The following is a 7,377-nucleotide window of genomic DNA, read 5'->3' on the forward strand; positions in this document are numbered from 1 at the left end:
GCGCCGGGCCCATTCGACCAGCTGGATCGCATTGGACCCGCGTCGCGGTCCAGAAGTATACAATTGGACTTAGCCGCCGGCCTTTTTCTGGCGATGCTGACGGCGGTAGTCGGTAGGCGTCAACCCGCAATGGCGCTGGAAGGCAAGGTTGAAAGTCGATTTTGCGGCAAAGCCCGAGTCGTAGGCGATAGAAAGAATGCTGCGCGACGGGGATTCCAGCAACAATTGTCGGGCATGCTGGATGCGAAAGCCGTTTATGTATGTGACAAAACTGACGCCCAGTCGTGCATTGAAAAACTCGGAAAGCTGGTGTGCGGTAGCGCCCAGTCGTTCGGCCAAACCTTCCAGGCTGAGATCTTCCTCCGTGTAGAGTTCCTCTTCTTGCATTAAGCGCTGCAGCTTTTCTTGCAAGCTTGCCAGATCCAGAGCGCCCAGCCGCGAATATTCGTAGCGAGCCTGTTTGACTTCGGCCTGCAGCTCGCTCAAGAAGTGCGGGTAGCGTCTGCCGGCCAGATACAGAATTGGAATCAAGAGCCCGGAAGCGCCAACTGCCAGACGCGTCAGGTCCAGACGGCGCTGCGGCAATATGATCAAAATACAAAGACATAGGAGCAGCGTCAGCAACAGCAGGATGGCAAAGAGACGCGTACGCGGATCGCGATAGAGGATTTGCGGGCGAAGCGAGACGCGCAGTCGCCAGGCGCCGGCGCTGAGCAACAGGATCTGGTAGACCATCGCCGCAGCAAATACCAGTCCGGGGCCCGCCTGTCTCAGAGTGGACTGTGGTGAGAGCATCTTTTCCAGGGCGAGAAGTTTCTCCTCGCCGCTCAGCATCAGCCACGGGCAGACCAGCGCCAGGCCAATCAATGCGGGACCAAAGCGATAGAGATAGCGCCGCCAGCCGTGCGGTCCTTCATCCTCTCTGCCCAGCGCCAGCTGAAAAAAACGTCCGGAAAGCGGCGCCAGCAGCAGCGCCAGCGGTCCATTCCAGAACAGCAGAAATGTTGGCGGCGGCGATGCGGCGCCAAAGATAGCCCATCCGTGCCAGAGCAAGATGGCGTAAATGCCGTAGATCGCTGCCAGCAGTCGTCTGCCTTCCGCAAGCCCCTCGCGATGCAGCAATTCGCCGGCAGCCAGTACCAGCGCCATAAAGGCAGAAAGCAGCGCCAGATGGACCACCGACTGAGGCTGAGAGCTTGCCTGCGGCAGTCGATCGAGAAAGGAACGTGAGCGGGATCGAAGCGAACGACATAAGGTCGTCCCGCCCCTGGAATGCAGCCAAAAAATCCGCCATCCAAAACCAATTGACGGGGCGTCTGGCAGCCGATGTACTCAGAAGCAAGCCCCTTGGACCTTTCCTGGCCTATGAGCGTCGAACCATTCCGATTGCAACCCTCCGAAGATGAGGATCTTGATCTGGAGCAGGAAGCGGATCGCGTTTCTATTCGTTACGTGCTCAAGCAGAATCGCGAGCACATCCTGGATCGCTTCCACCGTGAGTTGAAGCTGGCTCAAATGCAGGCCGACGGCGAAACGCTGGTGATCAAGGACTTCTTCCGACTGCCGCTCAGCGCCGGGGATGAAAAGTGGATTCAATTCCAGATCGACGCCATCAACGAACATCTTGCTCAGGATCAAAGTGCAGGCGGCGAGGGCGGCCGCAGCTATGAGGCGCAGCGTTCGCCGCGCGCCGATGGGGGCGGCATTGATCTCGTGGTGCGACCGCGGATGGCGGCCCCAGCGCCAGCGCCCGCTGCTGCACGAGCAAGCTGGCGCGAACGCCTCGCCCCGCAGTTGCGCCGCTTTGGGCCCTACCTGCTGGCGGTCTCCGCCGTTTTTGCGCCGATGCTGATCCCGCGTCTGCGCAATGTGTTCCTTCGTCGACTGCGCATTCGCCGCCTGGGACAGGAAGAGCCCAATATTACCAGCGCCGAACTGGCCGATATCTTTTCACTGGAACCGGCGCTCAATGCCGCCGCCGTCAGCGCGGTACTGAGCGCCGTGCACGGCCTGGCCCGTCGGCGGCAGACCAATCTGATTGTCAATGAAGCAATCCCGCTGGAGCAACGTTCTTCCGCGCTCTATCCCTGTTACGCCGATAGCCACGGCCGGATCAGCATGCTCGACAATGCTGGCTACCATCTGGCGCGCAATCTGGAACGAGGCGCCTTGATCTTTGTGGAACAAAAGCGCAATTCAACGATCGTCGATGAAATCTACCTGGATAGCGGCGAACGCCTGGCCGAAAACGAGGATTGGTACGATTTCAATCGCATTGCCAAGCCGGTGCTGGACAAGCGTCCGGTATTTCAGGCCGCATCCTCCGACTATCTTGGCGCCGCTGGCGCCATCCTGGCCTTCAACGCTGCACTGCAGATAGGCCAGGGTTGGACGCCATCCTTGATTGCCCTGGCCTGCAGCGGCGCGACTTTGCTGCTGGTAAGCGCCGTGCAGTTTGTCAGCCGCATTCGGCGTCGGGCGCAGATTCGCTGGCGGCTGATGCTCAGTTATATGGAGTACCGCGCCGGATTGCCTGGCGATGAATATGTGCGACTGGCCGCCGACGCCTTTGGCGCCGTAGCTGCGCTGGAAGCGGAGCAGGTCTTCCTGTTGCAAGCTCTGCGGCCAGGCGAAGAACTCTTTGTACAACGCAACGATCGCCATGAAATTGTAAATCTCTTCGATGTGCGCGGGGAACACCTGCACTTCTTTGACGGCGGCCGCCGTTTCTACGGCGAGCTGCAGGACGAAGAGTCCATATTCGCGCTGGGGCCGTGGATCCTGAGCGCGGTTTCGCTGGCAGCGGTTGGCGTTTCCGGCATCTTGCTGGCCTGGCAGGCGCCGCTGGCGCTGCAGGCCATCTTTGGCGCCAGTCTGGCGGCGCTACTGGGCAGCGTCGCTGCGCTGGTCATCGCCTTGCGTCGGCGCGCCGCACGCAAAGCGGTCCTGGACTACATCATCCATCGCCTGAAAGGCGACCAGTTTCGCGGCGCCGCAGCAGCGCCGCGACCGCCGGCCCTGCAGCGCGGCGACGAGCAGCAAGGCCGACGCGGCAGCGAACCAGCCTTCAGCGCCGCTGATGATGATCCATCCTGAGCGCGTTGCATGCGCTCGCGGACGCCGCTCAGAAGCGTTCGTCGCCTTGCGGCTCCGCCAGAGGAACCTGATTTTGTCCGTGTCGGTACTCGGCGATCGCGCGATAGACAACGCGACGCACGCGGTTGATGCCGCCCAGCGGCCGGTGTTCCTCCAGCGCATTCCAGGGATCGAAGGATAGATTCTCGCAGAATTGATCCTGCGCTTCGCTGGCAAACTGCTGCGCTGGCAAATGCAGTTCGGCTACCGGGGTAAAGGGCGAAGCGACCTCGTCCCATTCCACCGAAGAGTCTTCAACCGGCATACGACGGGCATCGCGCTGTACCTGGACCATGAATCGAAAACAGGCTGCTCCATTCTGCATGCGGGCGATCAGGTCGTCGCGCAGGTAGCGATCGCCAGGATGTTCCGGCATCTCCGCGGCCAGCGGCTCGCAGGGCTGGATCGAGTACTTGACCGCCTGCGCTCCAAGTCGATAGGGCGTTGTGCTCCAGTAGCGGATGGCCAGCATGCTTGGCGTCTCCTTGCCGCGGATCGCGCGCACGGCGTTGAAAGCGGCCAGCTTCCAGTGAAAGGGCGAACCAATGAAATAGCGCATGGGATGTCCGCCAAGGGCGGCGCGAAACAGAGCCAGATATTCCGCCGCTTCGCCTACCGGCAGCGTCGGATGGTTGATCAATAAAAAATCCTGGGTGTGCGCTTCGGCCTGGCTGGCGCGCGGACCTTCGGCGCCGATCAGCTTCAAGGCCATGCCGCGAATGTCGCCGACGTAGTCCGGTTTTGGCTGCTCCGGCGAGCCGTTGGAAAAGCGCACCCAGGCTGGATAGCTGCGATTGGCGACAAATACGCCGCGCGCCAGATTCTGCGGCAGGACATCCAGAACGCGAAACTCGCCGTGCAAACAGCCATGAGCGCGCGGATGAGCATCGCGGCGCGCTGGACCGCCCTGACGACGTTCCTCTACTGAGTTGCGCACCAGCTGCAAGGTCTCCTGTGCAATCTGATCCTCGCCAGGTTGTGGGTACTCCTTGCCTTCTTCCACATTGGCTGCGATTTCCGCTCGCGGCTGACCGGCGCCCAGAACAAGATTGGCGACCAGATACAGTAGAATGGCTGCGCCAGCAACAGCCAGAACTCGTTTCCAATTCATGATGCGCTCCGAACTTCAACTTTTGTGAAATGCAGAACGCGTCGCAGCGGCCGGCAACTGTTTTCGATGTCGCGCTTTGCTGATTCTGATGGACCGTCGGCGGCGTTCGGCGACAGTTGTCAACATGCAGGCAAGCAACGATCCGCGGCAGATTGCTCAAACGCTTGCCGCGCGGTTCCGCGAAATGACGCCAATCCCGGCCCAATTCCGTCGCCGCCTGCCGGAGTGGAGTGCGGCCGGACGTTATACCATCGCCGCACCGCGCGAGATTCAGGGCCTTTCCTCCTTCGAAGCAAAGCCGGTGCGCATTGAACTTCTAGCCTGTGATGATGGCCAGCCCTGGATCGAGTATCAGGGCCAGCGTTTCTCGCTGCAGCCGGCGCTGCTTGGTCGCGGGCAGCACAACATTCAACTGGGGCCCATCCAGATCATCGAACATCCGCTTTCGGTCATGGTCGGAATGAACTGCGAATTCAACATCCGCATCGACCAGCCCAGCTTTCCGACCCTGGACTACTGCAATCAGCTCTACATCGACGCGCTGACGGGCAATTTGCGCGAGCTATCGCCAGCGCCGCTGATGACCCCGGCGCACGATCTGCTGCTGAGCTTTGAGCGAGGCTACTGTTTGCTGCAGCCTGCCGATGGCGATGCGCGTCTCTGGATTGACCATCAGCTGGAATATCCGGGCCAGACCATTGGTCGGCTGCGCTATCAGGCCCCGATCGATCCAGAATTTTATGCGTTTCTCTGCCGCGCGCGCACGCCTCACTTCCGCAGCGGCGGCGAAAGCAAACGCAATTTTGAACTGGTGCAGGCCGGTCAGACCGGCGGCATTCCGGTAACGGCAGAGAATGTGCTATTTGTTGATGAAGAACGCATCTACAATCCGCGTGCTGAATTTCAAAGCGACGGACGCGACTACGAGTTCTTGATGCACGAGATCGTCGACATCATTGCCTGGCTGAAGTTCATAGAAATCGCGCGCCAGTGTCGTTTCGCCGGCCGCATGACGACGTTCTTTTTCGACCACCACGCCCAGATCGATGCGGCGCAGTACTGCGTCGATCATCTGGAGTTGCGCCGCTTCAAGCCGCCTGCAGGCTGAATATTTCGGTGGGCGCGCTCCGTCCGCGGACAGTGACGTCGCCCAGCGATACCAGTGAGAAATCGCCGCGTAGCGAACGCTTTGTCTCTCCGGACACCAGCAGCGGCGTGTTGTACTCTTTGGTTAACGCCTCCAGGCGCGAAGCCAGATTGACGGTGTCGCCGATGGCCGTAAAGTCCATGCGCCGCTCCGCGCCTACATTGCCGATAACCACCTCGCCGCTGTGGACGCCAATGCCTATGCGCACCGGCGGCAGCGACTGCGCCTGACGGCGGCGGTTGAATTCCTCCAGGCGCTCCAGCATGTTCAAGGCGCAGCGCACGGCATCGTCGGCGTCGGCGCCCGTCGAAATGGGCGCGCCAAACACGGCCATCAAGCCATCGCCAACGATCTTATCCAGGCTGCCGCGGCAGCCAAAGACAACCTCGACCATGTCGCTGAAGTAGGAGTTCAAAAACTCGATCACCTCCTCCGGCCGACTGTTCTCGGCCATCGAACTGAAGCCGCGAATATCGGAAAAGAGGATCGTTACCCGCTTGCGTTCGCCGGCCATCTGGACGTGGCGCTCGCCGCGCAGCACCTGTTTGACTACCATATCGGGCAAGAAGCGCTGCAGCTCGTCCTGGCGCCGCGTTTTCAATATGAGGGAGCGAAAGGCGGCGGACAGATAGGTGACAAGCCCGGTCAGGACGATGAGCGCCCAGAGCAGAGCGGCGTTGGCCCAGTTGTAGTCGTTGTTGAAGAAGAAATAGCGCCGATCCGGCCAAAGTTGGTAAAATATAACAATATACGAGGTTATAGCGCAGACGCCGCTGTAAACCGCGGCGCGCCAGCTGTAGCGCAGGGCGCCGGCCGCCAGCAGCACCGAGGCGGCGGCCAGAAAAAAGAGCGGCGTGGAGCCGGCCGCGTAGTCTTTGTCGATGTAAGGCAGCATAGAGTAATAGACCAGAAGACCAATACTTGCAAAATCCAAAGTAATTACGCCGTAGCGCAACAACTGGAAAGAAAGGCGATTGATCTGGCGATGTCCTAGCAAGAATACATCGAGCGCTCCGAAAATGGAGAAGCCCCAGATCATCCAGTAGTAGTGGATCTGGGAACGGGGCACATTCAACACCGGCATGAAGGAGACGACCAATCCCTCAATCAATACCAGGCTCCAGATCGCGGCGCGAATCAGCGAAATGATGCGCTCGCCGCGCAGGCCCTCCTGGAGCAGTAGATCGTCGGCAGCGCTCAGCCCGGATTTCATGGCGACTCCACAGCGAGCGCGCCTGGCGGGCGGCGGTCGCACTGCTGCGAATGGCCTGGCGGGCGGACTGCGGGTCAAGAGGAAAGGGGGCGATCCAGGAGCAAAAGAGCATTCGCGACTCAAAGCGCAAGGCGTGATTCGCCTGGCGGATCAGCGACTGAATAGAAGCCGCGCTTGACGCCCGGACGCTTGCGCCCGATTCACAGTTGTGAGCGTTTATGCAATCATTGCTGTAAATGTTCTGGTTTCGCTGGCAGGCTTTGTCGCATTTCGCAACAACCAGAAAGTGGAGAATTTTCTCTTCATTCCGGCCCAGCTGCAGGCTGGAAACAACGCCCTGGGCTGGCTGCTGTCGCACTTTGCGCATTCCGGCTGGCTGCATCTGGGGCTAAATATGCTGGCTTTCTGGTCCTTTGCCGATTCGGTGCTGGTCGTCGGCGGCGCACTGTACCTGCTTTTCGTATATGTCGCGGCGGGCCTGGCGGCCGATCTTGCTGTCTACATTTTGCAGCGCAATAATGCAGCCTACCGTTGTCTTGGCGCCAGCGGATCCGTAGTGGGCGTTGTCTTCGCCGCAATTGTGTATCACCCGACGATCGATGTTGCCTTCTGGGGGATACCCATCCCCGGACCGCTTTTTGCGCTGGGCTTCCTTGTTCTTTCGCTGGTTCTCAGCCGCAGCGGCGCCGGCGGTATCAGTCACGAGGCTCATGCTGGCGGGGCGCTTGGCGGCTTTGTAGCGGCAGCTTTGACGGCGCCACAGGGCCTGCA

At 60.3% G+C, this 7,377-nt stretch carries 6 protein-coding genes; 3 read left to right on the forward strand and 3 right to left on the reverse strand.

Annotation, left to right across the window (positions count from 1 at the left end; all coding sequences use genetic code 11):
• Positions 1-69: 69 nt before the first annotated feature.
• Positions 70-1,179 carry a helix-turn-helix domain-containing protein gene (locus K1X75_17870; protein MBX7059934.1) on the reverse strand — a complete coding sequence of 370 codons (1,110 nt, stop codon included), beginning with the start codon at positions 1,177-1,179 and terminating at the stop codon, positions 70-72.
• 186 nt (positions 1,180-1,365) lie between these two features.
• Between K1X75_17870 and K1X75_17875 the strand changes: the two genes are divergently transcribed.
• On the forward strand, positions 1,366-3,096 hold the full coding sequence (locus K1X75_17875; GenBank protein ID MBX7059935.1) for a hypothetical protein: 1,731 nt from the start codon (positions 1,366-1,368) through the stop codon (positions 3,094-3,096).
• A 28-nt stretch (positions 3,097-3,124) separates the two neighbouring features.
• Here K1X75_17875 and K1X75_17880 read toward each other — a convergent pair whose 3' ends face one another.
• On the reverse strand, positions 3,125-4,246 hold the full coding sequence (locus K1X75_17880) for a catalase family protein (protein MBX7059936.1): 1,122 nt from the start codon (positions 4,244-4,246) through the stop codon (positions 3,125-3,127).
• Positions 4,247-4,334: 88 nt separating this feature from the next.
• Here K1X75_17880 and K1X75_17885 point away from each other — a divergent pair, with 88 nt between their 5' ends.
• Positions 4,335-5,354, forward strand: coding sequence for a hypothetical protein (locus tag K1X75_17885; protein ID MBX7059937.1), 1,020 nt, complete (start codon positions 4,335-4,337; stop codon positions 5,352-5,354).
• Here the strand turns inward: K1X75_17885 and K1X75_17890 are convergent.
• Positions 5,335-6,606 carry an adenylate/guanylate cyclase domain-containing protein gene (locus tag K1X75_17890; protein ID MBX7059938.1) on the reverse strand — a complete coding sequence of 424 codons (1,272 nt, stop codon included), beginning with the start codon at positions 6,604-6,606 and terminating at the stop codon, positions 5,335-5,337. The genes K1X75_17885 and K1X75_17890 overlap by 20 nt on opposite strands.
• Before the next feature lie 208 nt (positions 6,607-6,814).
• Here K1X75_17890 and K1X75_17895 point away from each other — a divergent pair.
• Positions 6,815-7,377 (forward strand): rhomboid family intramembrane serine protease (locus tag K1X75_17895; protein ID MBX7059939.1); only part of this gene is annotated, 563 nt, incomplete at its 3' end.

Source organism: Leptospirales bacterium, from assembly GCA_019694655.1.
Taxonomy (GTDB): Bacteria; Spirochaetota; Leptospiria; order Leptospirales; family Leptonemataceae; genus SSF53.

Excerpts from the sequence above, each read along its gene's own strand:
- K1X75_17875 (MBX7059935.1), top strand. The coding sequence starts at position 1,366 with ATGAGCGTCGAACCATTCCGATTGCAACCCTCCGAAGATGAGGATCTT.
- K1X75_17880 (MBX7059936.1), bottom strand. The coding sequence starts at position 4,246 with ATGAATTGGAAACGAGTTCTGGCTGTTGCTGGCGCAGCCATTCTACTG.
- K1X75_17885 (MBX7059937.1), top strand. The coding sequence starts at position 4,335 with ATGGACCGTCGGCGGCGTTCGGCGACAGTTGTCAACATGCAGGCAAGC.
- K1X75_17890 (MBX7059938.1), bottom strand. The coding sequence starts at position 6,606 with ATGAAATCCGGGCTGAGCGCTGCCGACGATCTACTGCTCCAGGAGGGC.